23 protein-coding genes are annotated in these 23,327 nt (G+C 65.9%); 19 read left to right on the top strand and 4 right to left on the bottom strand.

Translation table 11 applies throughout. The annotated features are described in order from the left end of the window. Positions 1 to 204 precede the first annotated feature (204 nt). The 15 genes from VGC77_RS00110 to VGC77_RS00040 all read left to right on the top strand — a co-directional run bounded on the left by VGC77_RS00110 (position 205) and on the right by VGC77_RS00040 (position 18,701). Positions 205 to 2,274: a methyl-accepting chemotaxis protein gene (locus VGC77_RS00110; RefSeq protein WP_331169545.1), complete on the top strand. Its 2,070-nt coding sequence runs from the start codon at positions 205 to 207 to the stop codon at positions 2,272 to 2,274. 66 nt (positions 2,275 to 2,340) lie between these two features. Then, positions 2,341 to 2,820: a chemotaxis protein CheW gene (locus VGC77_RS00105; RefSeq protein ID WP_331169544.1), complete on the top strand. Its 480-nt coding sequence runs from the start codon at positions 2,341 to 2,343 to the stop codon at positions 2,818 to 2,820. A gap of 16 nt (positions 2,821 to 2,836) precedes the next feature. Beyond that, complete coding sequence (locus tag VGC77_RS00100) at positions 2,837 to 3,676, top strand: CheR family methyltransferase (protein WP_331169543.1); 840 nt, start codon at positions 2,837 to 2,839, stop codon at positions 3,674 to 3,676. 6 nt (positions 3,677 to 3,682) lie between these two features. Further along, entirely contained in the window at positions 3,683 to 4,789 is a 1,107-nt protein-coding gene (locus VGC77_RS00095; RefSeq protein ID WP_331169542.1) for a chemotaxis response regulator protein-glutamate methylesterase, read from the top strand. Between the two features lie 6 nt (positions 4,790 to 4,795). Further along, positions 4,796 to 6,532 carry a chemotaxis protein gene (locus VGC77_RS00090; protein ID WP_331169541.1) on the top strand — a complete coding sequence of 579 codons (1,737 nt, stop codon included), beginning with the start codon at positions 4,796 to 4,798 and terminating at the stop codon, positions 6,530 to 6,532. 273 nt (positions 6,533 to 6,805) lie between these two features. Continuing rightward, complete coding sequence (locus tag VGC77_RS00085) at positions 6,806 to 7,327, top strand: PAS domain-containing protein (RefSeq protein ID WP_331169540.1); 522 nt, start codon at positions 6,806 to 6,808, stop codon at positions 7,325 to 7,327. After that, entirely contained in the window at positions 7,302 to 8,624 is a 1,323-nt protein-coding gene (locus VGC77_RS00080; RefSeq protein ID WP_331169539.1) for a HAMP domain-containing methyl-accepting chemotaxis protein, read from the top strand. The genes VGC77_RS00085 and VGC77_RS00080 overlap by 26 nt, the downstream gene beginning before the upstream one ends. 115 nt (positions 8,625 to 8,739) lie before the next feature. After that, entirely contained in the window at positions 8,740 to 9,195 is a 456-nt protein-coding gene (locus VGC77_RS00075) for a hypothetical protein (protein WP_331169538.1), read from the top strand. A 94-nt stretch (positions 9,196 to 9,289) separates the two neighbouring features. Then, positions 9,290 to 9,697, top strand: a complete 408-nt coding sequence (locus VGC77_RS00070; protein WP_331169537.1) for a FixH family protein — start codon at positions 9,290 to 9,292, stop codon at positions 9,695 to 9,697. Continuing rightward, a complete protein-coding gene (locus VGC77_RS00065) occupies positions 9,694 to 11,133 on the top strand; it encodes an efflux RND transporter periplasmic adaptor subunit (RefSeq protein WP_331169536.1) in 1,440 nt (479 codons plus the stop codon). The genes VGC77_RS00070 and VGC77_RS00065 overlap by 4 nt, the downstream gene beginning before the upstream one ends. After that, positions 11,130 to 14,276, top strand: a complete 3,147-nt coding sequence (locus tag VGC77_RS00060) for a CusA/CzcA family heavy metal efflux RND transporter (RefSeq protein ID WP_331169535.1) — start codon at positions 11,130 to 11,132, stop codon at positions 14,274 to 14,276. Before VGC77_RS00065 ends, VGC77_RS00060 begins: the two co-directional genes overlap by 4 nt. Before the next feature lie 119 nt (positions 14,277 to 14,395). Then, positions 14,396 to 14,947 carry a cytochrome b gene (locus tag VGC77_RS00055; RefSeq protein ID WP_331169534.1) on the top strand — a complete coding sequence of 184 codons (552 nt, stop codon included), beginning with the start codon at positions 14,396 to 14,398 and terminating at the stop codon, positions 14,945 to 14,947. A 362-nt stretch (positions 14,948 to 15,309) separates the two neighbouring features. Further along, positions 15,310 to 16,059 (top strand): response regulator, encoded by a 750-nt coding sequence (locus VGC77_RS00050; RefSeq protein WP_331169533.1) that lies wholly within the window; start codon positions 15,310 to 15,312, stop codon positions 16,057 to 16,059. After that, the gene (locus VGC77_RS00045; protein ID WP_331169532.1) at positions 16,056 to 17,405 is read left to right on the top strand and encodes an ATP-binding protein; all 1,350 of its coding nucleotides are present in this window, start codon (positions 16,056 to 16,058) and stop codon (positions 17,403 to 17,405) included. Before VGC77_RS00050 ends, VGC77_RS00045 begins: the two co-directional genes overlap by 4 nt. Positions 17,406 to 17,798: 393 nt before the next feature. Next, positions 17,799 to 18,701, top strand: coding sequence for a CHAD domain-containing protein (locus VGC77_RS00040; protein WP_331169531.1), 903 nt, complete (start codon positions 17,799 to 17,801; stop codon positions 18,699 to 18,701). A 315-nt stretch (positions 18,702 to 19,016) separates the two neighbouring features. Here VGC77_RS00040 and VGC77_RS00035 read toward each other — a convergent pair whose 3' ends face one another. The 4 genes from VGC77_RS00035 to VGC77_RS00020 form a co-directional block, all read right to left on the bottom strand. Then, the gene (locus VGC77_RS00035) at positions 19,017 to 19,214 is read right to left on the bottom strand and encodes a hypothetical protein (protein WP_331169530.1); all 198 of its coding nucleotides are present in this window, start codon (positions 19,212 to 19,214) and stop codon (positions 19,017 to 19,019) included. Beyond that, positions 19,214 to 19,453 carry a hypothetical protein gene (locus tag VGC77_RS00030; protein ID WP_331169529.1) on the bottom strand — a complete coding sequence of 80 codons (240 nt, stop codon included), beginning with the start codon at positions 19,451 to 19,453 and terminating at the stop codon, positions 19,214 to 19,216. Before VGC77_RS00030 ends, VGC77_RS00035 begins: the two co-directional genes overlap by 1 nt. 149 nt (positions 19,454 to 19,602) lie before the next feature. Continuing rightward, positions 19,603 to 19,743, bottom strand: a complete 141-nt coding sequence (locus tag VGC77_RS00025) for a hypothetical protein (RefSeq protein WP_331169528.1) — start codon at positions 19,741 to 19,743, stop codon at positions 19,603 to 19,605. Positions 19,744 to 19,926: 183 nt separating this feature from the next. Further along, on the bottom strand, positions 19,927 to 20,142 hold the full coding sequence (locus VGC77_RS00020) for a hypothetical protein (protein ID WP_331169527.1): 216 nt from the start codon (positions 20,140 to 20,142) through the stop codon (positions 19,927 to 19,929). Here VGC77_RS00020 and VGC77_RS00015 point away from each other — a divergent pair. From VGC77_RS00015 to VGC77_RS23640, 4 genes are all read left to right on the top strand, one after another. Beyond that, positions 20,132 to 21,025 (top strand): LysR family transcriptional regulator, encoded by an 894-nt coding sequence (locus tag VGC77_RS00015; protein ID WP_331169526.1) that lies wholly within the window; start codon positions 20,132 to 20,134, stop codon positions 21,023 to 21,025. The two genes, VGC77_RS00020 and VGC77_RS00015, sit on opposite strands and share 11 nt — an antisense overlap. Before the next feature lie 130 nt (positions 21,026 to 21,155). Then, the gene (locus VGC77_RS00010) at positions 21,156 to 21,632 is read left to right on the top strand and encodes a formate dehydrogenase subunit gamma (RefSeq protein WP_331169525.1); all 477 of its coding nucleotides are present in this window, start codon (positions 21,156 to 21,158) and stop codon (positions 21,630 to 21,632) included. Beyond that, positions 21,629 to 23,185: an NADH-quinone oxidoreductase subunit NuoF gene (locus tag VGC77_RS00005; RefSeq protein WP_331169524.1), complete on the top strand. Its 1,557-nt coding sequence runs from the start codon at positions 21,629 to 21,631 to the stop codon at positions 23,183 to 23,185. The genes VGC77_RS00010 and VGC77_RS00005 overlap by 4 nt, the downstream gene beginning before the upstream one ends. A gap of 10 nt (positions 23,186 to 23,195) precedes the next feature. Then, positions 23,196 to 23,327: 2Fe-2S iron-sulfur cluster-binding protein (locus tag VGC77_RS23640; protein ID WP_414709584.1), on the top strand; the 132-nt coding region annotated here is incomplete at its 3' end.

The following is a 23,327-nucleotide window of genomic DNA, read 5'->3' as shown; positions in this document are numbered from 1 at the left end:
CGGGTTCCCGGTGATATACCGTATTTCTCCGTAGTTCGAAGTTAACCGGACGTAGAAGGGATCACTCCAAGTTGCGTTACTAAGGTGATGCATTCATTTGCGGATCGATCAATTCGGATCCGGGTAGTGAAGCGTGACTTCGCCACCGTTCCGGCAAGGAACACGAGATCCGATTTTTCAATTGCGATCCATGGGGACCCCACAATGCGATTTTCCGTCAAGGCAAAACTGGCTTGCACGTTTGGCGCGGTGACGCTGCTGTCGTTGATGACCGGCGGCGTCGCCTACAACAAAATGAATTCGCTGGAAGCATCGCAGGAGAAACTGGTTCAGCAGGGCGCCCGCATGAAGATGGCCGCCGACCTCATGAATGACATCCAGGGTCAGCAGCGCGCCGAGGCCAGGATGATCCTGTCGGTGGCCGACAAGGACACTGCGGATAACTATCAGCAGATGATCGAGCGTCAGAACGCTGTGCTGAAGCTGCGCGACGAGATCTATGCGCTCGCCACCGACGCCGGCAAGCGGCTGATCGATCTCGCCACGGTGAAACTCAAGCATCTCAACGAGCTCGAGCTACAGGCCGGCAAGGTCGGGCTGCTCAATTCCAGCAACCATGCCACCGAGTTGTGGGGCGCGGAAGGACTGCCGGCGCTGCTCGAATTCAACGCCACGCTGGATGCCGCGGCGCAGGAACTCAACAAGGCGGCAGACCGGCCCGAGAATCTGCGCGCCATGGTCGCGCTGCAGACCGCCCGGTTCGAGGCGGCGCGGCTCGGCCGGCAGACGCTTTCGACCTTCACGGCCTCGACGATGGACGAGCTGGAAGCCTCCTACAAGGCCGCCGCCGGACAGATCGCGGCGCTCAAGTCGACCGTGGCTCAGACCGCGGCACGCCTGAACGAGGTCGGCGCTGCGACCGTCACGATCGGCCGGCAGCATGAAAGATATGCCGGCGCCGTCGACAAAATCATCGGGATCGCCCGCGAGGGCGGCAATATCAAAGCGATTATGATCAGCGGCGGCGAGGGCCGCAAAGCGTTCAACGAGACCATTGAGGCGTTCGAAGACTACGTCAAATTCGCCAATCAGCGGATGACCGATCTCGGCGTCGCCAGCGCGGAGGAGGCGGCTTCCGCAAAGCTGCTTTTGATCAGCATCATCGCGGTCTCGCTGTTGATTGCGGTGGCCTCGGCGATCTGGATCGCGGTCAATATCAGCCGCAGCCTCGGCCGCGCGGTCCGGCTCGCCGACGCGGTGGCATCGGGCGATCTCACGCAAACGGTCGCGGCCACCAGCAACGACGAGGTTGGCGATCTGATCACTTCGCTAAACGGCACCGTGCAGCGGCTGCGCAGCGTGGTCACCGACGCGGTAACCGCGGCGCAGAACGTCTCCGCCGGCAGCCAGGAACTGTCGGCCAGCGCCGACCAATTGTCACAGGGCGCCACCGAACAGGCCTCGGCCGCCGAGGAAGCCTCATCGTCGATGGAAGAGATGGCCGCCAACGTGAAGCAGAACGCCGAAAACGCCGGCCAGACCGAGAAGATCGCGCACCAGTCGGCCAAGGACGCCGAGGCCAGCGGCGTCGCGGTCGGCCGCGCGGTCGAGGCGATGCAGACCATCGCCGGCAAGATCACCATCGTGCAGGAAATCGCCCGGCAGACCGATCTCTTGGCGCTGAACGCCGCGGTGGAAGCCGCGCGCGCCGGCGAACACGGCAAGGGTTTTGCGGTTGTCGCCTCGGAAGTGCGCAAGCTCGCCGAACGTAGCCAGACCGCGGCCGCCGAAATCGGCGCGCTGTCGAGCGAGACCGTCAAGGCGGCGCAGGAAGCCGGCTCGATGCTGTCGCGGCTGGTGCCGGACATCAAGAAGACCGCGCAGCTCGTCGAAGAGATCACCGCCGCCTGCCGCGAACAGGACGTCGGCTCCTCGCAGATCAATCAGGCGATCCAGCAGCTCGACAAGGTCGGCCAGCAGAACGCCGCGGCCTCCGAACAGGTGTCGTCGACCTCCGAGGAACTGGCTTCGCAGGCCGAGCAACTGCAATCCACCATCGCCTATTTCAAGATCGATCGGCCGAACGACGCCGCGCAACCGATCGCGCTCGACAAGGCGGTCGCGCAACTGCGCAACAAGGCTGCGGCGATGGGCGCCAACCGCTCGAAAAAGCCGGCGACGCGTCCGGCGCGCGCGCTGAAAGTAGCCGGCGGCGGCTTTGCGTTGGAGATGCAGGACGCCGCCGACGCGCGCGACGCCGAGTTTCATCGATGAACGCTGCGGTCGCGCCCGCTCGGCGCGGCCGGACTTCGCTACAGGCTTGTATTTGAGGAGTAAATCATGGCCGAAACGACGCAATATCTGACGCTGGGCCTCGACGGCGAGACCTTCGGCATCGGCATTCGCAACGTCCGTGAGATCCTCGACATGCGGCCGATCTCCAAACTGCCGCACGCGCCGAACTTCCTGCTCGGCATGATCGACGTGCGCGGCTCGAGCTACCCGATCGTCGATCTGCGGATCAAACTCGATCTGCCGAGCGTGGCGGCGACCGAGGCCACCCGCATCATCATCCTCGACGTGCCGATGGGCGGTCAGTTCGTCGGCGTCGGCTTCGTCGCCGACTGCGTGTTCGAGGTCACCGGCATCGACGAGAGCCAGATCGAACCACCACCGACCGTCGGCGGGCGCTGGAAATCGGATTATCTCGCCGGCATCGGCAAGAAGGGCGAGAACTTCGTCATCATCTTCGATCTGGCGAAACTGATGACCTCCGGCGACGTGTTGCAAAGCCGGTCGGCCGAAGCTGCGGCGGCCTGATCTCATGCAGCCTTTGATGATCGAACCGCTGCCGCGGCTGTCCGACCGGCACTTTCGCGCGATCGCCGAACTGGTCGAGCAGCAGGTCGGAATCCGGCTGCCGGAAAACAAGCGGTTGATGCTCGAAGGTCGATTGCAAAAGCGGGTCCGTATGCTGGGCTATGGCGACATCAACGAATACGTCGATCATCTGTTCGACGATGACCATTTCGACACCGAACTGATCCACCTGATCGACTGCGTCACCACCAACAAGACCGACTTCTTCCGCGAGCCGTTCCATTTCGATTTCCTGCGCGAGATCGCGGTGCCGGAGCTGCTGCGCCGGGCGCGTGGCCGGCCGCTGAAAATCTGGAGCGCGGCCTGCTCGACCGGCATGGAGGCCTACACCATCGCCATCGTGCTCGACGACATGCAGCGGACCGGCGGAGCGAGCTTCCAATTCCGCATTCTCGGCACCGACATTTCCACTGGCGTGTTGCAACTCGCCGAGGAAGGCATCTATACCAAGGAGATGATTGCGCCGGTGCCCGACGCGATGGCGAAGCGCTATTTTCTGTCGTCGAAGGACAAGTCCCGCAGCGAAGTTCGGATCGTGCCGGAGCTGCGGCGCTCGGTGGCGTTCATGCGCATGAACCTGATGGATGCGGTGTATCCGGTCGACCGCGACGTCGACGTGATCTTCTGTCGCAACGTGCTGATCTATTTCGACAAGCCGACGCAGAGCAAGGTCGTCGAGCGATTGTGCAGCCATTTGCGGCCCGGCGGTTACCTGATCGTCGGGCATTCCGAATCGATGATTCAGAACCAGTCGATCAAGATGAAGCAGCTGCAGCCGACGATTTTCAAGGTCTAGATGGTCATGGACAATGCATCGCTAAGGTCAAAGATTCGGGTGCTGATCGTCGATGATTCCGCGTCGGTTCGCCAGATCCTGACCTCGATCCTCAACAACGACCCCGACATCGAAGTGATGGGGGCCGCCGCCGATCCGTTCGCCGCGGCGCGCCGGCTGCAGGACGAGATCCCCGACGTCATCATTCTCGACATCGAGATGCCGCGGATGGACGGCATCACCTTCCTGCGCAAGATCATGGCGCAACGGCCGATTCCGGTGATCATCTGCTCGACGCTGACCGAAGAGCGTTCCGACGTGATGTTCGAGGCGTTCGAGGCCGGCGCCTTCGATATCGTGCCGAAGCCGCGGATCGATACGACCCAGGCGCTGCTCGAAGCGTCGACGCGGATGTGCGATGCGGTGAAGGCCGCCGCGCGCGCCCGGATTCGTCCGCGGCGGGCGCCGCGGATGGTGGTGGAAGCCAAGCTGACGGCGGATGCGATCATGCCGCCGCCGGTCGGCGGACGCGCACGGCCGACCACCGAGCGGCTGGTCTGCATCGGCGTATCGACCGGCGGCACCGAGGCGCTGCGCGACGTGCTGGAATGCCTGCCGGCCAAGGCGCCGGCGATCTTGATCGTGCAACACATGCCGCAGGGTTTCACCGCGGCATTTGCGAAACGGCTCGACAGCCTTTGCGAAATCGAAGTGCGCGAGGCTCAGGACGGCGACGCCGTGGTGCAGGGCTGCGCCTATATCGCGCCGGGCGGTCGCCATATGCTGCTACAGCGCACCGGGCAGCGCTACCACATCGCGATCAAGGACGGCCCGCCGGTGTCGCGGCATCGGCCGTCGGCGGATGTGCTGTTTCGTTCGGCGGCGCAATATGCCGGGCCCAACGCGCTCGGCATCATCATGACCGGGATGGGGGACGACGGCGCGCGCGGCCTGCTGGAGATGCACAAGCTCGGCGCCACCACCCGCGCCCAGGACGAGGAAAGCTGCGTGGTGTTCGGCATGCCGAAGGAAGCCATCGCGCTCGGCGCCGTCGACAAGGTGGTGCCGCTGGCGCAGATCCCGCGCGAAATCATGCTCTGGCAGGACGCCAGACAGCCCGCCTCGACGGTCTGAGCGTCGATGTTAAGTGCGTCCCCAGCCAGTATCGAGACCGCCGTCACATCGATCGAAGGCGTCGGCTGCCAGATCGAGGACGTGTTCGCGCGGGTCGGCGGCGATCTCGGGCGTGCCCACGACATCTTCGAAGGTTTGAATTCCGATCTTGCTCTGCTCGGTCAGGAGCTGTCCGGCGCCAATATCGCCAGCGCGTCGAAGGCCTGCAAGGACATCGCCGCGCGGCTGCAAAGCCTGGCCGAGGCTCTGCCGGCCGAGACCGGCCTGCTCGGCGCGATCTCCGGCAGCGCCACCCAGGCGTCGACCTATCTGAAGGATATCCTCAAGCACATCGACATGATCACCATCATCGCGCGCAGCTCTCGGATCGAGGCGGCGTCGCTGGATGGCGACCGCGGCGGTTTTCTGAGCTTCACCAGGGAGGCGTCGGAACTCGCCAAATCGGTGCAGCGCTCGATCGTGGCCTGCGCCAAGGACCAGGAACAGCTGACCGGCGCGATCGCCGCGGCGCTGAAAGGGCAATCGAATTTCGAGGCGCAATACAGGGGCCGGCTGTTGCGCGCCAGCGCCGAGCTGCTTTCGGCTTGCGTCGAAATTGCCGAGCGCCAAGCGGAAAGCGCGCGGCTTGCCGATTTGGCGCGCGCCAGCGCCGGCAGCATCGGCGGCGCGGTCGGCAATGCCATCGTGTCATTGCAGGCCGGCGACAGCACGCGGCAGCGCCTGGAGCACATTTGCCGGGCGTTGCGTCGCGTGGAGCCGGGCGGCGGGCTGGCGCCGGCCGCCGGCCGCGACGCCGGCGATCTGGTGATCGTGGCGCCGTTCGTGCACGGGCTGCAGGCGGTGCAGCTCAAGGACGCGATCGCGGGATTTTCCCAGGACGTCGGCACCATCGAGCGGTCGCTGACCGCGCTCGGCGTCGATGCCGCCAAGATGGTCGGCCACGGCCATACGCTGTGCGGCGCTCAGGGCGACCAGATGGGGTCGTTCCTGGCGGGGATGAAGACCCGCCTCGGCACCGCGTTGTCGCTGATCGCGGCCTGCGGCTGCGCGAAGATGGCGGTCGATGAATCGATCTCGGTGTTGGAAAGCATGCTGCGGGAATTTCGCGCCGCGATCTCCTCGCTCGGCGATACCGTGATCGACATCACCCTGATCGGCATGAATGCCGGATTGAAGGCCAGCCATCTCGGCGAACGCGGCCGTGCCTTCGTGGTGATCGCCAATGAACTGAAGACCACCGCCGATCGGATCTCCGCGGCGGCGAAATTGCTCGGCCCGGTGGTCGATGCGATCGAGCAGGCCTCGGAACGCTTGAAGGGCCTGCGGGAAGTCGAAGAGGCGCTGCACGTCGAGGAAATGGAAGGCGTGATCGCGCAGGCACTCGGCGAAATTGAGGCCGGCAATGCGCATCTCGCCAAGCTGATGGACAACCTGACGCGCGAAAGCGCGGTGTTCGAAGACCTGGTGGTCGGAGCCAAGGGCGCGATGGCGGCGCTGGGGGTGAAGTTCGCGTCGTTGTCAAGCGTTGCGCTGCGGCTCGAAGAGCAGCGGCCACGCACCGATCAACTGGTGGCGGAGCACTGCGAGGCGGTGGATACGCTGTTCGGCGATTTGTATCTGCAATACACCATGGTCAAGGAACGCGACGTCCACCGCAAATTTTCCGGTCGCTTCGCCTTCATCAAGACCCAGGCCAGCGTCGCCGAGCCGGACGCCGCAAGCACCGACGACATCTTCTTCTGAGCACAACCGTCGCCTGCATCATGATTCCGAACAGCAGATGAATAAGCCTCGTCGCGCCCTCATCGCGCGTGTCTATGGTGCATTGCAACCGACGTTGGAATTCGAGCGGCGGTGGCGCAACTGCGGACCACGCCGGCGATGCGTGAAGGATCGCAAGTAATAGTTGGTCGAAGCAGGCCACAGCCGCGACGAAAGTGAAAGACGGCGTTGCGGCTTTCTTAACGAAGCTGCTCGTAACAATGCTGGTATTGTTCTTTAGCCGGAATGTAGCCCGTGCCAGCAGCGGTTACGCCAACCAGCGTCGAATTGTTTTTCAACGCCGACGACATCATCGTCTCCAAGACCGACCTCAAGGGGCGGATCACCTACGCCAACAAGGTGTTCTGCGACCTCGCCGGTTACCGCGAGGCGGAGCTGCTTGGCCAGCCGCATAGCATCATCCGCCATCCCGATATGCCGCGCTGCGTGTTCAAGCTGTTGTGGGATACCTTGAACGAGGGCCGCGAGATTTTCGCCTACGTCAAGAACATGTCGCGACGCGGCGATTTCTACTGGGTGTTCGCCCACGTCACGCCGTCGTTCGACGCGCAGGGCCGTGTGATCGGCTTTCATTCCAATCGCCGCGTGCCGGAACGCCGGGTTATTACCGAGATCGCGCCGGTCTATGCGGCCTTGCTGCGCGAGGAGAAGAGCCAGCGCAACGCCAAGGACGGCCTGGCGCAGGGTTATCGCCACCTGACCGACTTCGTGACCGCAAAGAACATGACCTATGACCAACTCGTCTTCTCTCTTTAAAGCCGCGCTCGGGCTCGGCGTTGCGGCCGCGGCGCTGCTGGTCACGCTCGGCGGCGTGGTGGCCGAAAAGCAGGCTCTGGCGCTGGGGGGCGTGCTCACCGCGTTGGCGGCGCTCGGCGCGGTCGGCATGTCGCTGTCGAAGCTGGACCGGGTGATCGCGGATCTCACGCAGGTGTGCCGGCGGCTGCGCGACGGCGATTTCGAGGCGCGTGTGCTGAATATCCGCGAGCGCGGCGCGATCGGCGCGCTGCAGCAGGAATTCAACGACATGACCGACCGTTGCGACGCCTTCGTCCGCGAGGCCAGCGCGGCGATGGCGGCGATCCGCGACGACAAATATTATCGCCACATCCTGCCGCAGGGGCTGCGCGGCTCGCTGCTGATCGCCAGCCAGACCATCAACGAGGCAATGCGGGCGATCGAGCAGCGCGTCGCCGCGTTCAACGCCAACACCGCGCAGTTCGAAGGCGCGGTCAGCGCGGTGATCGAGACGGTGTCGTCGGCCTCCGGAAACATGGGGCAAACCGCGGGCAGCCTCGGCCGCGGCGCCACCGCGACGCGCGAGCGCGCCAATGCGGTGTCGACCGCCTCGCAACAGGCCTCCGCCAACATGGAAACCGTGGCCGCGGCGACCGCCGAACTGACCGCATCGGCCGGCGAAATCGCGCAGAACGTTGCCCGCTCTGCCGCGATCGCCCGGACCGCCGTGGTGCGGGTCGGGGAAGCCCGGCTCACCGTGGGCAGCCTGTCGACCGCCACCGAGCGGATCGGCGCCATCGTGCAATTGATCGACGAGATCGCCGCGCAGACCAATCTGTTGGCGCTCAACGCCACCATCGAGGCGGCGCGCGCCGGTGAGGCTGGCCGCGGCTTTTCCGTGGTGGCGCAGGAGGTCAAATCGCTGGCGGCGCAGACCGCGCGGGCGACTCATGAAATCTCGCTCAGCATTGCCGAGGTGCAGTCCACCACCAGGGCCGCGGTCGACGCGATTTCGACCATCGGCGGCGCGATCGGCGAGGTCGACGAGATCACCAGCCACGTCTCGCTGGGCGTGCAGGCGCAGACCGCCGCCACCTCCGAGGTGGCGCGGAACATCGAGCAGGCGTTCGCCGGAATCCGGGAAATTTCCGGTAACATTAACGTGGTCAGCGCCGACGCCGGCGTCACCGAACAGCACGCCGACACCACGCTGCGCGCCTCCAGCACGCTGGCGGAACAATCCGCCACGCTGGGCCAGACAGTGCGCGAGTTCCTGCTGTTTCTGCACCGCGGCGAGCGGCAAAGCCGCGCGGCGTGAGCGCCGGGTTTCGTTGCTGCGGTTGATGTCGCTCAAGATCGACGGCGCCAGCCCCGGCATGATGCGGAGGCCGCCGGGGCTTTGCAAAGCCCGGGGGTTATGAGAAACTAGTGCCGTGAAAAGCTTCGTCACCATCCGCCGGCTGCTGGCGATCGTCATGATCGCAGGCTTGGCTATGGCGCCGTTGGCTCGACCGGCGATGGCCGAGGCGCCGTCGCATGGCGCGATGCAGGCGGCCATGATGCAGGCTGGCCTCGCGGGGGCGGATCAGATCGCCGCCGCGCCGAGCGGCGAGGACCTCGCCGCTGGCATGACGGCTCCCGATCTGATGGCCGCCGCGGAGATGTCGAGCGAGATGCCGTGCTGCCCGGCGCAGGCGCCGGTGCCGACCGGCTGCGACAAATGCGTGGCGATGATCGGCTGCATGTCGTCCGGCTTCGTCGCAATGCCGGTGGTGCTGTTGCAGCCGGGCTTCGTGATGCCCGGCAACGCGCTGCCACGCCATAGCGATGCCCGCGCCGACGGCATCGGCGATTCACCCCCGGAACATCCACCTCGAAACCTGGTCTGAACGGCGCTTTGGCGTCGTTTGCTGCCGCGCGAGCATGTCGCGCGGAGTGATGCATGCCGCTTTGCGGCCAGACCATTATTTCGAGGATTCTCATATGACCACGCTTCGCTCGCGCGCGCTCGCCGCCGCGCTCATCGGCCTTGGCCTGTTCGGCGCTGCCGGCATCGCCCGCGCCGAGATCAAGGACTACGAATTCAAGCTGCTCGACCCCGTCATCGCCGCGGGCAAGGACAAGATCGTCAGCGTCAAGCTGGTGAACAAGGCCACCGGCCAGCCGGTGCCCGACGCGGTGATCTTCGCCACAAGGCTCGACATGGCGCCGGAAGGCATGGCCGAAATGGCCACCAAGATCGCGCTGCAGCCGGGCAGCGCCGAGCCCGGGGTCTACAAGTTCAAGGCCACCTTCGGCATGGAAGGCAAATGGCTGCTGTCGCTCGGCGCCAAGGTGCAGGGCGAGACCGGCACCGTCGAAGGCAAGCTCGTCATCACGGCGAACAAATGAGCCGCGCGGGCCTCGCCTGCGCCACCGCCGCCGCGTTGATCGCGGCGGCGGGTGGCGCGCTGTCCGGTGGCGGCGGGCATCTGATGCATGCCCGCGCGCTCATCGCGGCGCTGGTGGCGCCGGCGGCGGCGCAAAGCGGCGACGAGCCGATCTATTATCAGCACCCCGACGGCAAGCCGGTGTATTCGCTGACGCCGAAGACCACGACGGACGGCCGGGCGTTTCGCGCGGTGCCGGCTGGCGCCGATCTCAGCTTCGACGACGATGCGGCGTCTCCAGCGTCTGCGCCCGTGGCGGCGCCGGCCGCCGCCATCGCCGGCGGCGAGCGCAAGATCAGATTCTATCGCAATCCGATGGGGCTGGCCGATACCTCGCCGGTGCCGAAGAAGGATTCGATGGGGATGAACTACATCCCGGTCTATGAGGGCGAGGACAGCGACGACGGCTCGGTGTCGCTGTCGCCGCAGAAGATCCAGCGCAGCGGCGTGCAATCGGAGCGCGCGGCGATGCGGCTGATCCGCACCGTGATCCGCGCGCCGGGCGCGATCCAGCTCGACGAGCGAAGGGTCTCGGTGATCGCGATGCGTTCGGAGAGCTTCATCCAGAGCGTAGCCAACGTCACCACCGGCGGCAAGGTGGTGAAGGGCGAGCCTCTGATGCAGATCTATTCGCCCACCATCTCGTCGGCGGCAGCCGAATTCGTCGCCACCATCCAGTCCAAGACCACCGGCGGCGTCGCCACCTACGGCCGCGGTTCGCGGCAGCGGCTGGTCAATCTCGACGTGCCGGAGGCGGCGATCGTCGCGATGGAGAAGGGCGGCCCGGTGCCGACCGTGCTGCAATGGGCGGCGCCGCGCGACGGCATCGTGCTAGAGCGCAACGCCATCGAGGGCGCCCGCGCCAACCCCGGCGACGTGCTGTTCCGGATCGCCGATATCTCGCTGGTGTGGGCGCTGGTCGATGTCGCCGAGCGCGACCTCGGTTCGCTGTCGGTCGGGCAAGTGGTGAGCGTGCGCGCCCGCGGCTATCCCGGCCGGGTGTTCGACGGCCGCGTCAGCGTGATCTATCCGCAGGTCAATCGCGACACCCGCACCGCGCGAATCCGCATCGAACTGCCCAACCCCGATCTGGCGCTGTTGCCCGAAATGTATCTCGATGCCGAGATCGACACCGGCAATCCGCAGCCGGTGCTGGCGGTGCCGGACAGCGCGGTGCTGGATTCCGGCGAGCGCCAGGTGGTGCTGGTGCAGAAGGGCGAGGGTCGCTTCGAGCCGCGCAACGTCACGCTCGGACATCGCGGCGGCGGTTATGTCGAACTGCGCAGCGGCGTCAGCGACGGCGAGGCGGTGGTGGTGTCGGCCAACTTCCTGATCGACGCCGAGAGTAATCTGAAGGCCGCGCTGAACGCCTTCTCCGACGCCGGAGCCGCGAAATGATCGCCCGCCTGATCGCCTGGTCGGCGCGCAACCTGCTCCTGGTGCTGTTCGGCGCCGGCTTTGCCGCCGCCGCCGGGCTCTATGCGCTGGCGCATCTGCCGCTCGACGCGATCCCGGATCTCTCCGATACGCAAGTCATCGTCTACACCGAATATTCCGGCCAGGCGCCGCAGGTGATCGAGGACCAGGTCACCTATCCGTTGACCACGGCGATGCTCACCGTGCCGCATTCCAAGGTGGTGCGCGGCTTCTCGTTCTTCGGCGTGTCGTTCGTCTATGTGATTTTCGACGACGGCACCGACATCTATTGGGCGCGCTCGCGGGTGCTGGAATTCTTGAACGGCGCGGCGTCGCGGCTGCCCACCGGCGTCACGCCGACCATCGGCCCGGACGCCACCGGGGTCGGCTGGGTCTATCAATACGCGGTGATGTCAAAGGAGTTGAACCTCGCCGATACCCGCACCATCCAGGACTGGAATCTGAAATTCGCGCTCGCCAAGGCGGAGGGCGTCGCCGAGGTCGCCAGCGTCGGCGGCTTCGTCCGGCAATACAATGTGGTGCTCGATCCGCAAAGGCTGCGCGACCTCGGCATTCCGATGCAGAAGGTGCGCGACGCGATCCGCGCCAGCAACACCGACGTCGGCGGCCGCACCGTCGAACTCTCCGAATTCGAATATGTCGTGCGCGGCAAGGGCTATCTGAAGAACATCAACGACCTCGGCAATGTCGTGCTGAAGTCGTCCGCCGGCACGCCGGTGCTGCTGCGCGACGTCGCCCGCGTCGAACTCGGGCCCGACGAGCGCCGCGGCCTCACCGAATTGAACGGCGAGGGTGAGGTGGCTAGCGGCATCGTGCTGCAGCGCTTCGGCGTCAACGCGCTCGACGTCATCGACAACGTCAAGCAGCGCTTCAAGGAGATCGCTTCCAGCCTGCCGGCCTCGGTCGACATCGTCGCGGTCTATGACCGCTCCAATCTGATCAACGCCGCGATCGCCACGCTCAAGCACACGCTGGTCGAGGAGAGCATCGTGGTGGCGTTGGTGTGCATCGTGTTCCTGCTGCATGTGCGCAGCGCGCTGGTGGCGATCATCATGCTGCCGGTCGGCATCCTGATGGCGTTCGCCACCATGAAGCTCTTGGGCCTCGGCGCCAACATCATGAGCCTCGGCGGCATCGCCATTGCGATCGGCGCGATGATCGACGCCGCGATCGTGATGATCGAGAACGCCCACAAGCATCTGGAGCGCGCGCCGCCGGACAAGCCGCGGGTCGCGGCGCTGATCGAGGCGGCCGCCGAAGTCGGTCCGGCGCTGTTCTTCAGCCTGTTGATCATCACCGTGTCGTTCATGCCGATCTTCACGCTGGAGTCGCAGGAGGGCCGGCTGTTCAGCCCGCTGGCCTTTACCAAGACCTTCTCGATGGCGGCGGCGGCGATCTTGTCGGTGACGCTGGTGCCGGCGTTGATGGTGCTGTGCGTGCGCGGCCGCATCATCCCGGAGCGCAACAATCCGATCAACCGGCTGCTGATCTGGATCTATCGCCCGGCGATCAAGGCGGTGCTGCGGGCCAAGCTGCTGGTGATCGTGGCCGCGCTCGCGGTGCTGGCGGTGACGGTGTGGCCTGCGCGGCAGCTCGGCACCGAATTCATGCCGGCGCTGAACGAAGGCACGCTGCTCTATATGCCGACCACGCTGCCGGGGATTTCCGTCACCAAGGCCGCGGAACTGCTGCAGACCCAGGACAAGATCATCCGCTCGTTCCAGGAGGTGGCGTCGGTCTATGGCAAGGCCGGCCGCGCCTCCACCGCCACCGATCCGGCGCCGCTGGAGATGTTCGAGACCATCATCAACTTGAAGCCCAAGGAGCAGTGGCGCGCCGGCGTCACGCTCGAGAGCTTCACCGCGGAGATGGACCGCGCGCTGCAGTTTCCGGGCGTCTCCAACGCCTGGACCATGCCGATCAAATCGCGCATCGACATGCTGTCGACCGGCATTCGCACTCCGATCGGGGTCAAGGTGATGGGTACCGATCTGGTGGAAATCGACAAGCTCGCCAAGCAGATCGAGCAGGTGCTGAAGAGCGTGCCGGGCACCTCCTCGGCCTATGCCGAGCGCGCGCTCGGCGGCTACTATCTCGACGTGGTGCCGGATCGTGCGGCATTGGCGCGCTACGGCATCGCCGTGCAGGACGTCCAGGACGTTGTCGCCACCGCGCTCGGCGGCCAGACCGTGACCACCACGGTGGAGGGGCGGCAGCGGTTTTCCGTCAACATGCGCTATCCGCGCGACCTGCGCTCGAGCGCGCAGGCGATCGGCAGCGACGTGCTGGTGGCGATGCCGGCCGGCGGCGCGGTGCCGCTCGGCGAGATCGCCAGCATCACGCCGTCGCGCGGCCCGACCTCGATCCGCACCGAAAACGGCCAGCTCGCGGTCTACATCTATGTCGACATCCGCGACCGCGACCTCGGCGGCTACGTCGCCGACGCCAAGGCCGCAGTGCAGGCTTCGATCGCGTTTCCGACCGGATATTATGTGGTGTGGAGCGGGCAGTACGAATATCTCGAGCGCGCCGCGGCGCGGCTGAAGATCGTGGTGCCGGTGACGCTGACCATCATCTTCCTGTTGCTGTATCTCAATTTCCGGGCGATCTCCGACACCCTGATCGTGATGGCGTCGCTGCCGTTCGCGCTGGTCGGCGGCATCTGGCTAATGTGGGCGCTCGGCTTCAACCTCTCGGTCGCGGTGGTGGTCGGCTTCATCGCGCTGGCCGGCGTCGCCGCCGAGACCGGCGTGGTGATGCTGATCTATCTCAATCACGCGTTTGCCGAGATCTCCGCGCAGCGGGCTGCCGAAGGCGCCGCGGTGAGCCGGCAGGATCTCTATGACGCGATCATGCACGGCGCGGTCGAGCGGGTGCGGCCGAAGATGATGACGGTGGTAGCGATCATGGCCGGGCTGTTGCCGATCATGTGGAGCACCGGCACCGGCTCGGAAATCATGCAGCGCATCGCGGTGCCGATGATCGGCGGAATGATTTCCTCGACGTTGCTGACGCTGATCGTGATCCCGGCGATCTATGGCCTGATCCGGGGCGCCCGGTTGCACGACGCCAAGGATGCGACCAAACAGCGCACGGCGGCGTAATGCGAGCCTGGAGGGCCGTGGCCGGCGCTGTTGCGATCGATGTGCAATTTCCTGTCATGACTTGGCCAGATGCGCGTGGCATAAAATCGGCAAAGCCAACTGCATTCTCGGGAAATCTCATGACTACTATCGAGTCCAGCAAAACCTCCGTCGGTTATGACGGCGTGTCCGTCGGGCTGCACTGGATCATCGCGTTGTTCCTTGTCGTGTTGTTCGTCGGCGGCCAATTCCACGAAGCGCTGCCGCAGGCGCAGCGCGGCGTGGTGATGGATTGGCACAAGGCCGGCGGCGTCGTCGTGCTGGCGCTGGTGCTGCTGCGCACGCTGTGGCGGGTGACGCATCCGGCGCCCGAACTGATCAAGACCTCGCCGCTGCTCGACACCACCGCCAAGGCGGTGCACGGCCTGTTGTATCTGCTGCTGATCGCGATGCCGGTGACCGGCCTGGCGATGGTGATTGCCGCCGGCCGCGGCGTGACGTTGCTCGGCATTCCGCCGCTGATGGAAAAGTCGCCGGAACTCGCCAAGGCGTTCAGCAACGCCCACGGCCTGATCATCGACGGCATCCTGGTGTTGGTGTTTGTGCATGTCGTGGCCGCGCTGTGGCATCAATATTTCCGGCATGACGGCACGCTGGCCCGTATGGCGCCGTGGCTGCGCGCGCGCAGCTGACGCGCTCGCGGGACGATGCTTCGCTGCAAGATGTAAACGAGGTTGCGTAGCGAGGTTTGGCGCGCTCCGGAACCGATGACGGTCGCAGCAGCTGCCGGTAATTCTACGCGCCGGCGGGTTAACCAGCAGACAGCAAAGCCGCGCCAGACTGCGCCGGCGGCGGGCGGCGACTTGTTTGCGCTCGCAGGTCACGCCGCCTTCGCGGGCCACCGTCCCGTGCGCGGGAACCCGCGGGGACAGCGAGGTTTTTCGCTGACCTCGTGCCGCGCGCGCCGATGGCGTAGGATCGGCGGCGCGGCGCAGGAAACATTGGGAAACCAAAAACCCTTTGCATCCCGCGCGAAATCGCGAAAAGGGATCGAATGGTCGCTATTCCGAATATCCTGGTGGTCGAGGACGACCGCGAAACCCGAGCGCTGATTGCGAAATATCTTCGCGCCAACGGCTGTCACGTCACCGCGGCGGCCGATGGCCACGAGATGCACAAGGCGATGGCGGATCGCCGGGTCGATTTGATGATCATGGACGTCATGCTGCCGGACGAGGATGGCCTCAGCCTGTGCCGCAAGGTCCGCGCCAAATCGCAGCTGCCCATCATCATGCTGACCGCGCGCGGCGAGGATGTCGATCGCATCGTTGGCCTCGAGATGGGCGCCGATGACTACATGGTCAAGCCGTTCAACCCGCGCGAGCTGTTGGCCCGCATCAACGCGGTGCTGCGCCGCCAGGCGTCCGCGCTCAACGCCACCGCACCGTCGAGCGCCGGCGCCACCGCGTTCGCGTTTGACGGCTGGCGGATCGATTTCCGGCTGCGCGAACTGCGCAATCCGGCCGGCGCGCGGGTCGCGCTGACCAGCGCCGAATTCGATCTGCTGCGGGCGTTCTGCGAGCGCGCCGGCCGCGTGCTGTCGCGCGAGGTGCTGCTCGACCTGACCCAGGGCCGCAATTCGGGCTCGTTCGACCGCAGCATCGACGTGCTGGTCAGCCGGATCCGCCGCAAGATCGAGGCCGACCCGCAGGACGCCATGCTGATCAAGACGATTCGCTCCGGCGGCTACATGTTCACCCCGGTGGTCGAGCCGATGCTCCCAGCACCCACAGCGGAGACATGAGCCGGCTCGGCTGGATCATTCCCAAAGGCATCAGCGGCCAGATCGCGGCGATCGTGGTGATTTCGATCATCGTGATCCACGTCATCATCGCGGTGACCTTTTTCGTCAACCGGCCGGGCGAGCAGGAACCGTTCGATCATGGCCGCGGCGAACTCACCGCGCTGATTCAGATCCTCGGCACCGCGCCCGCCGCCGAGCGGCCCGCGCTGATGGCGGCGATGGCGCGGACGTTTCCGCATTTTGAAATCGCGCCCGCCGAACCGGGCGCGCATGTGGTGCTGGAGCCCGGCCGCGAGGGGCCGCCGCATCCGCTGCGTCACCTGCCGCGGAGCTATCACCTCCTGCTGCTCGAGGGCGCCACCGGCGATCGCGTCGGCGTGGCCCTGCCCGATGGCGCGCTGATTTCCCTGCGGGCGTTGCCGGAGCAGCGCCGGCCGCCGTTCTGGGGCGGACCCGGCATGATGACGCTGCTGTTCGTGATCGTCAGCCTGACCATGCTGGGGCTGTGGGCGGCGCGGGCATTGTCGGCGCCGCTGTCGTCGTTCGCCAGGGCGGCGGAGAATTTCCGGCTGGACAACGCCGCGGCACCGCTGCCGGAGCGCGGGCCGCAGGAGATCCGTTCGGTCGCCCGGGCGCTCAACCACATGCGCGCCCGCATCGCCGCGTTGGTCGACGACCGCACCAAGATGCTGGCGGCGATCAGCCACGACCTGCGCACGCCGATCACCCGACTGCGGCTGCGCTGCGAGTTCATCGAGGACGACGCCTGCCGCAACCACATGCTGCGCGACCTCGACCAGATGCGTTCGATGCTGGAATCGGTGCTGTCCTTCCTGCGCAACGACCGCAGCCTGGAGGCCATGACGCTGACCGACATCGCCACCACGCTGCAACTGGTCGCTGATCAGTTCACCGATGCCGGGCAGGTCGTGAGCTATCATGGGCCGGCACATGCCACGGTGATGGCACGGCCCGACGACCTGCATCGGGCGGTGACCAACCTCGTGGAGAACGCGGTGCGGTTCGGCGCCGAGGCCTCGATCGGTCTCGACTTCACCGAGCAGGCGGTGACGATCGACGTCGCCGACGACGGCCCCGGCATTTCCGACGCGCAGAAAAGCGCGGTGCTGCAACCCTTCGTGCGCGGCGACGACGCCCGCAACATGGACGAGGCCTCCGGCTTCGGGCTCGGACTGTCGATCGCACAGGCGGTGGCGGTCGCCCATGGCGGCACGCTGTCGCTGAACGACCGCAAGCCGCATGGCCTGATCGTGCGGATCACGCTGCCACTGCCCTCCGCAGGCGCGACCCGTAGTGATCATGCCGCCGCCGCGGTGGTCAGCTGACGGCCGCTGCGACGTGGCCGGCGTTGCGCTCCTGCCTGGACGATGCCGTGCAGCGCTCACCTTCAACATAGCTAAATACCGGCGCGGCTATTTCGCCATGTCTTGTGCCATTTCTGGTGATGACAGCGCGATGCGGCGATGCGCGTAGCGCCCATAGCCGATCGGTCGGGCTGTTTCCTTGAAAATCACCGGCAAGCGATGCTAATTGAGACTGGCGGCGGGTGCTGCGCCTGGTGATAACCACCAGCCGCTGCGACCTGCGTCGTCGATATCTGGCGTGCGGCTGAGTTGCCGGCCATTGGTGATGATCGTGACGAGATGGCTAAGGCGACCGTAGGCCGGGCGCGCACATCCGATGGCAGGGCAGTCCCCCGCCGAGCGACCGAGGGTCTCGTGTCGATCGAGGCCAGCAAGGCCGAGAAGATCCTGCTGCCGCGCGGCATTGCGACGGTCGATTCGTTTCGCATGATCGCGAGGTCGGTGCTGCGCCACGTCGTCGGCAACGAGGCCGCGGTGCGCAGCTGCAATCCGGACGGCGTGCATCAGATGCGGATCGGGCTGCGGCGGCTGCGCGCCGCGATCGCCGCGTTCGCCGACCTGCTGCAGCACGCCGAAACCGAGCGGCTGAAGCGCGAGCTGAAATGGCTGACCAGCCGGCTGGCGCCGGCGCGCGATCTGCATCTGCTGGAATTGCGGATCAGGCGTCAGCGCGCCGCCGGCCGCGCTGAGTTGCTTACCGAGATCGCGGCGCGACGGACCCGGGCGTTCGCGGGCGCCAAGGCGGCGGTGCAGTCGCGGCGCTACCGGGCCTTGCTGCAGGATCTCCGGCACTGGATCGAGGCCGGGGCGTGGGCGGAGCGTCCGGCGCTGAAGCCGGTGCCGCGCCGGGCATTGGAGTTTGCCAGCGATGTGGTGGCGCGGCGCGCCCGCAAGGTGATGCGCAAATCCGACCGGCTGCATGAGCTCGACGTGCGGCAGCGCCACCGGCTGCGGATTTCGGCCAAGAAATTGTACTACGCGATCGGCTTTTTCGAGACGCTGTTCGAGGGCCGTAAGACCGCCGATCGGCTGGCCACGTTCCAGTCGAAGCTGAAGGACTTGCTCGATCGATTAGGCGCGCTGAACGATCTCGCCGTGCAGCAGCGGCTGTCGCGTTCGGTGGCCGTGCCGTCCGGCAAGCCGGCCGCCGCAACGACGCTGCCGCCGCTGCGCGATCGCGGCAAGGTCGCACAACTGCTGCAATCCGCCGCCGCGACCGGCGCCGAACTCGCCGCCGCGAAGCGGTTTTGGGATTGAACGGCGCGGTGGCTTGCGTTGGTAGGACCTGCAACGACCAACTGCCGACCTACCGAACAGCCGCGGGTCATTCCGGGGCGCGAGCCCTTGGGCGAGCGAACCCGGAATCTTGCCGCGGGCGGACGAGGCCACCACGTGCTGCGAGATTCCGGGTTCGCTCGAGCTATCCCTCTCGCGCCCCGGAATGACAGCATTGGAGGGCAAGGCGCAGCAAAGGGCCGCGCAGCGCATCAGAGAACTGCGCAGCGCACCAAAAGCTGCGAAGCGCATCGATCCGGCGCGATAGCGCAAGGCTCATCGCGCGATAGCTTCGATCTAACCGAGCTCGCGGATCGCCTGGTTCGCCGCCTTCACCGCGTCCTCCTCGGTCTCGCAATCCTCGGCGGTGACGAAACCCAGCATGGTCTTGCTCTGCCGCGCGCCGGCCGTGACGGCCAGCGGCGTGACATTGGCGCGCCACCGCCCCGGTTTGCGCTGAAAGGTGAGAATGGTGTAGTCGGACGCCTTCGCCACTACTTGCTCGCTTTGGCGATTTTCTTGTCGAGATGGCCCGGCCCATGGTCATGACGCAGCTGGCTCAGCGAGGTCTCGTTGAGTTCCTGCAGCACATCACTGAGCTTCGCCGTGTCCGGATGGCCTGCGGCAAAGCCGCGGCCATAGATCTTGCGCAGCGTGCCGACCAGCGTGTTGCCGTGCTTCTTGGAGATTTCGCCGTCCTGATCGCGGTGGCGATCGTCGAGATCGTGCTTCATCGGATCCTCCGTACCGTCGCGCGGTCGTTAGCTTGCCCCGATCGGCCGGCCTTGGCAACGGCTGCACAAGCGCGCCGCCGCCGCCGGCGATGATCAGGTACGCAGACCGCGGCGGTGTGCGCCGCAGCGCGAAATCAGCGTCTTTGCGGCTATTTCTTCTTGCCGGAGCCTTGGGTCGGCTGCCAATTTCCGCCGGCGCCTTTCTGGCTCGGCGCCGCGGCGATGGTCTTGACCTTTTCCTTCTTGGGCTTCTTGGTTTCCCGATTGCCCTTTTGCTCGCCCTTGGCCATGTCGTGCTCCTGTTTGTTGTTACTGCGCAGGCTAGAGCTATTCCGGTTCTGATAGATCAGTACCGGAACTCTAGATTCTTATTTTGACGCGTTTTCTTCACGCGAACCGGGATCCACTTTGCTCGAAAACGCTATAGCATGCATTGCCGGCACCCCGCACGGCTTATCCCGGGCCAGACCCGGTTAGACGCTGAAATCGAACGAGGTCGCGCTTTCCAGGCCCGCAGCTGTCAGGCCGGCTTGACGACGAGCGGCCGTGATCGCGCCCCATTCCCGGAGCGGCATCAGGTCACCGCCGCCGCGGTGATCGCGATAGAAAATCGACGTCCGCTGAACTACAATCGCCGGCGAAACGCCATCAACTAAGCAAGAACAATCGGGGCAGGACTTGATCGACAAGCTCGAATTGTTATTGGCGCTGGCTAAGGAGCGCCATTTCGGCCGCGCCGCGGAATCCTGCGGCGTCACCCAACCGACGATGTCGACCAGCCTGAAGCAGCTCGAAGAGATTCTCGGCGTGATGCTGGTGCAGCGCGGCTCGCGGTTTCAGGGCTTCACTCCGGAGGGCGAGCGCACGCTGGACTGGGCGCGGCGCATCGTCGGCGACGTCCGCGCCATGCGCCAGGAGATCAAGACGCTGAAGGACGGGCTGTCCGGCGAAATCCGCATCGCCGCGATCCCGACCGTGCTCGGCATGGTCGCGGCGCTGACCACGCCGTTTCGCGCGCGGCACCCCGACGTCAAGTTCCGCATCGTGTCCTGCACCTCGGCCGAAGTGCTGGGGCTATTGGAAAATCTCGAGGTCGACGCCGGGCTGACCTACATCGAAAACGAGCCGCTCGGCAAAGTCCGTTCGGTGCCGCTGTATCACGAGAGCTACCGGCTGCTGACCTCGCCGGATGGAATGTTCGGCGATCGCGACGAAGTGACCTGGCGTGAGGTCGGCCAGGTGCCGCTGTGCCTGCTCACACCGGATATGCAAAACCGCCGCATCATCGATCGAGCGTTGAAGGCGGTGGGCACCGAGGCCAAGCCGACGCTGACCTCGAATTCGATCATCGTGCTCTATACCCACGTCAAGACCGGCCGCTGGGCCAGCGTGATGCCGGCAAAACTCGCGGAAACCCTGGGCTTTTCCGACGCGGTGCGGAGCATCCCGATCGTCGACCCGGTGGTGACCTATTCGATCGGCCTGGTGGTTCCGCCGCGCGATCCGCTGACCCCGCTGATCGCCGCGCTGGTGCAGGTCGCCCGCGAGGTGGCGCCGACGCTGGAGAGCTGAGCAGTCAGACGGCCGGCCGCGCCGCAACGATAGGGATTCCGTATCGCAGCATCGGACTGCCATATTGATCTTTGGAAAGATTCTCATTCTGATGACCTCAAAATACCAATGAGGAAGCGTCGGGAGCGAGATGGCAGTGGCCTACGAAGTCTGGGATTCCGAGCGCGCGGCGGAAATCATCGCCGAACTGAAGAGCCACCAAGGCGCGACGCTGGTGATCCTGCATGCGCTGCAGGAGGCGTTCGGCTACGTCCCGCAGCCGGCGATCCCGATGATCGCGCTGGCGCTCAATCTGTCGCGCGCCGAAGTCCATGGCGTGTTCACCTTCTACCATGATTTCCGCAAGGCCCCGGCCGGCCGCCACGTGCTGAAGCTGTGCCGCGCCGAAGCCTGCCAATCCGCCGGCGGCGATGCGCTGGCGGCGCGCGCCGAACAGCAGCTCGGCCTGTCGATCGGCGAGACCCGCGGCGACGGCGTGGTGAGTCTCGAGCCGGTGTATTGTTTAGGGCTCTGCGCCACCGCGCCGTCCGCGATGCTCGACGGCCGATTGATCGGCCGGCTCGACGCGACGCGGCTCGACGCTCTGCTGACGGAGGCACAGCGATGAAGCTCAAGATCTTCATTCCGCGCGATGCCGCAGCCGTCGCCGTCGGTGCCGACGAGGTGGCGCTGGAACTGGAACTAGGCGCGCGCAAGCGCGGCGTCAGCCTCGAATTGGTGCGCACCGGATCGCGCGGACTGTATTGGCTGGAGCCGATGCTCGAGGTTTCCACCGGCGCCGGGCGGATCGCGTTCGGGCCGCTGACGCCGGGCGACGTCGCCTCCGTGCTCGACGCCATCGTGGCCGACGGGCCGCATCCCTTGCGGCTCGGCCTCACCGAACAGATCCCGTGGCTGAAGCGGCAGACCAGGCTGACCTTTGCGCGCTGCGGCGTGATCGATCCGCGCTCGGTCGAGGATTATCGCGCCCATGGCGGCTATGAGGGGTTGCAGCGGGCGCTGGCGCTCTCCTCCGAGGCGATCATCGACGACGTCATCAAGTCCGGGCTGCGCGGCCGCGGCGGCGCCGGATTCCCGACCGGCATCAAATGGCGCACGGTTTCGCAGGCCGATGCTGCGCAAAAATACATCTGCTGCAACGCCGACGAGGGTGACTCGGGCACCTTCGCCGACCGCATGATCATGGAAGGCGATCCCTATATGGTGATCGAGGGCATGACCATCGCCGGCATCGCGGTCGGCGCCACCCGCGGCTACATTTACATTCGCTCGGAATATCCGCACGCGGTGGAGGCGATCAACGCGGCGATCGCCGGCGCCCGCCGCGCCGGCTATCTCGGCCCCGGCATCGGCCGCTCGCGGCACGATTTCGACATCGAGGTGCGGGTCGGCGCTGGCGCTTACATCTGCGGCGAAGAGACCGCGATGCTGGAGAGCCTCGAGGGCAAGCGCGGCGTGGTCCGCGCCAAGCCGCCGCTGCCGGCGCATAAGGGGCTGTTCGGCCTACCCACCGTGATCAACAACGTGCTGACCTTTGCGGCGATCCCCTTCATCCTCGCTGGCGGCGCGCAGGCCTATGCGGATTGCGGCATGGGGCGTTCGCGCGGCACCAAGCCGATCCAGCTCGGCGGCAATATCAAGCATGGCGGGCTGTTCGAAGTGGCGTTCGGCATCACGCTCGGCGAACTGGTCGACGACATCGGCGGCGGCACCGCCTCGGGGCGGCCGGTGCGCGCGGTGCAGGTCGGCGGCCCGCTCGGCGCCTACTTCCCGCGCGAATTGTTCGACACGCCGTTCGACTACGAAGCCTTCGCGGCGCGCAGCGGGCTGGTCGGCCATGGCGGCATCGTGGTGTTCGACGACACCGTCGACATGGCCAGCCAGGCCCGGTTCGCGTTCGAGTTCTGCGCCACCGAATCCTGCGGCAAGTGTACCCCCTGCCGCATCGGCGCGACCCGCGGCGTCGAGACCATGGACAAGGTGATCGCCGGCATCCGGCCGGAGGCGAACCTGAAGCTGATCGAAGACCTCTGCGAGGTCATGACCGATGGGTCGCTCTGCGCCATGGGCGGGCTGACGCCGATGCCCGTCATGAGCGCGATCACCCATTTCCCCGAGGATTTCACCCGCGCGGGCTCGCTGCCCGTCGCGGCCGAGTGAGGAGGCTTCCATGGCCCTCATCAAAGAGATCGATTACGGCACGCCGATCCGCGTCGCCGAGCAGACCGTCACCCTGACGATCGACGGCATGGACGTGACCGTGCCGGCCGGCACCTCGGTGATGGCCGCCTCGATGCAGGCC

The sequence above is a fragment of the Rhodopseudomonas sp. genome, from assembly GCF_036404135.1.
Taxonomy (GTDB): domain Bacteria; phylum Pseudomonadota; class Alphaproteobacteria; order Rhizobiales; family Xanthobacteraceae; genus Rhodopseudomonas_A.
Note: the sequence above shows the minus strand (reverse complement) of the source record. Positions and strands in the feature narration are given on the sequence as shown.

Excerpts from the sequence above, each read along its gene's own strand:
- VGC77_RS00110 (WP_331169545.1), top strand. The coding sequence starts at position 205 with ATGCGATTTTCCGTCAAGGCAAAACTGGCTTGCACGTTTGGCGCGGTG.
- VGC77_RS00105 (WP_331169544.1), top strand. The coding sequence starts at position 2,341 with ATGGCCGAAACGACGCAATATCTGACGCTGGGCCTCGACGGCGAGACC.
- VGC77_RS00100 (WP_331169543.1), top strand. The coding sequence starts at position 2,837 with ATGATCGAACCGCTGCCGCGGCTGTCCGACCGGCACTTTCGCGCGATC.
- VGC77_RS00095 (WP_331169542.1), top strand. The coding sequence starts at position 3,683 with ATGGACAATGCATCGCTAAGGTCAAAGATTCGGGTGCTGATCGTCGAT.
- VGC77_RS00090 (WP_331169541.1), top strand. The coding sequence starts at position 4,796 with ATGTTAAGTGCGTCCCCAGCCAGTATCGAGACCGCCGTCACATCGATC.
- VGC77_RS00080 (WP_331169539.1), top strand. The coding sequence starts at position 7,302 with ATGACCAACTCGTCTTCTCTCTTTAAAGCCGCGCTCGGGCTCGGCGTT.
- VGC77_RS00070 (WP_331169537.1), top strand. The coding sequence starts at position 9,290 with ATGACCACGCTTCGCTCGCGCGCGCTCGCCGCCGCGCTCATCGGCCTT.
- VGC77_RS00065 (WP_331169536.1), top strand. The coding sequence starts at position 9,694 with ATGAGCCGCGCGGGCCTCGCCTGCGCCACCGCCGCCGCGTTGATCGCG.
- VGC77_RS00060 (WP_331169535.1), top strand. The coding sequence starts at position 11,130 with ATGATCGCCCGCCTGATCGCCTGGTCGGCGCGCAACCTGCTCCTGGTG.
- VGC77_RS00055 (WP_331169534.1), top strand. The coding sequence starts at position 14,396 with ATGACTACTATCGAGTCCAGCAAAACCTCCGTCGGTTATGACGGCGTG.
- VGC77_RS00050 (WP_331169533.1), top strand. The coding sequence starts at position 15,310 with ATGGTCGCTATTCCGAATATCCTGGTGGTCGAGGACGACCGCGAAACC.
- VGC77_RS00045 (WP_331169532.1), top strand. The coding sequence starts at position 16,056 with ATGAGCCGGCTCGGCTGGATCATTCCCAAAGGCATCAGCGGCCAGATC.
- VGC77_RS00030 (WP_331169529.1), bottom strand. The coding sequence starts at position 19,453 with ATGAAGCACGATCTCGACGATCGCCACCGCGATCAGGACGGCGAAATC.
- VGC77_RS00025 (WP_331169528.1), bottom strand. The coding sequence starts at position 19,743 with ATGGCCAAGGGCGAGCAAAAGGGCAATCGGGAAACCAAGAAGCCCAAG.
- VGC77_RS00010 (WP_331169525.1), top strand. The coding sequence starts at position 21,156 with ATGGCAGTGGCCTACGAAGTCTGGGATTCCGAGCGCGCGGCGGAAATC.
- VGC77_RS00005 (WP_331169524.1), top strand. The coding sequence starts at position 21,629 with ATGAAGCTCAAGATCTTCATTCCGCGCGATGCCGCAGCCGTCGCCGTC.